At 35.4% G+C, this 985-nt stretch carries 1 protein-coding gene; it reads left to right on the top strand.

What is annotated here, in order from left to right; translation table 11 throughout:
• Positions 1-567 (top strand): phage tail protein (locus ACFIKE_RS11415; protein ID WP_375650060.1); only part of this gene is annotated, 567 nt, incomplete at its 5' end.
• Positions 568-985 lie beyond the last annotated feature (418 nt).

Below are 985 nucleotides of genomic sequence, written 5' to 3'. Positions count from 1 at the left end.
AATAATGGTGTTTTAATAAAAGAGCATGAGGGGTGGTATTTATTAAATCCTACACCACCAAAGATAGAAAGTTTTCCTGCTGGATTCATTGCAACATTTGCTATGCAAAATGTACCAAATGGTTGGCTTTTATGTGATGGTAAGGCCTATAAACGTGAAGATTATCCCCAGTTATTCAAGGCAATAGGTGATAAATGGGGTAAGGACAGCAATAAAACTTTTAAAGTTCCTGATTTTAGAGGCATGTTTTTACGCGGCTTTGATAATGGTCGGGGTTTAGATGGTGATAGAAAATTTGCAGATGAACAACAAGATAGCATAAAAGCGCATACTCATATTGGGAGCATTGAAAATGCAGGCGAGCATGCGCATAATTTTGAGTATAAAGGAGTTGGATGGCCAACTGGTGATATTGGGAGACTACCGAATTATTTTACCTATAATGCGACCCTGAAAGGGACAACAGGTTCTGCTGGCACACATACACACAAGGTAACTCTTTCCCATACGGGTGAGGCAGAAACGCGACCTGTTAATACAACCGTTGTCTATGCTATAAAATCATGAGTATGTTTGAGTAATAATAATCCATACACCTTGATAATTTTGTTAACGCGGAGAAATTCCGCGTTATTTTCTATGCATATGAAAAGGTAATCTATATTGTTAATACGATACTTGAGAAAGTCAAAAAACAATTTAAAAATGATTGCAAGAAAGAGTTAAGGATATAATTTATGATAAGAAAAAGAAAATCATGATTTTTTATAAGGTGTTAGGGGGTAAGATGATAAAATTATTCAACCTGAGGTATACAAAAGTACAATGTTTTAGCGTTTTTTGTGCAAAAACAGTATACCCCGTATGAGTTAATTCGTCTCGTAAAGATATCCCTTATCTTGTTGTCGATTTCATTTCTTTGCATTGCTATGGTGTAGGCTTTATCTGTAAATGATAGTATTCCTTGAGTGGAATCATCGTTATG

This window comes from Bartonella sp. MU70NMGDW, from assembly GCF_042194085.1.
Lineage (GTDB): Bacteria > Pseudomonadota > Alphaproteobacteria > Rhizobiales > Rhizobiaceae > Bartonella > Bartonella grahamii.
The sequence above is the reverse complement of the archived record's forward strand: the minus strand, read 5'-3'. Positions and strand labels throughout refer to the sequence as shown.